Source organism: Haloferax sp. KTX1 (assembly GCF_902410085.1).
Lineage (GTDB): Archaea > Halobacteriota > Halobacteria > Halobacteriales > Haloferacaceae > Haloferax > Haloferax massiliensis.
On sequence record NZ_CABPRH010000186.1, the window covers coordinates 1 to 447 of the forward strand.

Here is a 447-nt window from a genome sequence, read left to right on the forward strand (position 1 = left end):
CATCAGAACACCGCTACGCGTAATATGCCCAAGTGCCCGTCGCCCCTTACCATCATGGTTGAGATGCCCATGGCTTTCTATGATGCGGTCTACATCAATTAGTAGGTTTGTCTCGAATTTTTTGAAGCTCAATGATGGCATCAAAGAACCCTCTACTGCTTAGATTTCCGGTGCGCCGGTCCGCCAGAAGCAATTTGTTAAGACTTCTTTAGACTTTTGGGTAAAAACGCGTCGATTTCCTCATCGGAGAAAGTCATATCTTCTAGGTTTTTCAACGCTTTTTGGGCCTTTTTGTATGCTGTAAAATTAGTGCTTGGCGCGCCTGAATAAAGAGAATGCAGTTCGGTCAACAAATCATCTCGTTTTTCTCGAACTTGCTGCTCAGTGGATGAGTTAGAGCGCAAATCAGTTAGAAGAGATAGGTACTGCTCTCGGATAAGCCATAAA

1 protein-coding gene is annotated in these 447 nt (G+C 44.3%); it reads right to left on the reverse strand.

The features are described 5' to 3' along the window. Positions 1-197: 197 nt before the first annotated feature. The coding region (locus tag FY251_RS21385) for an SLATT domain-containing protein (protein ID WP_148416926.1) at positions 198-447 on the reverse strand (250 nt) is incomplete at its 5' end.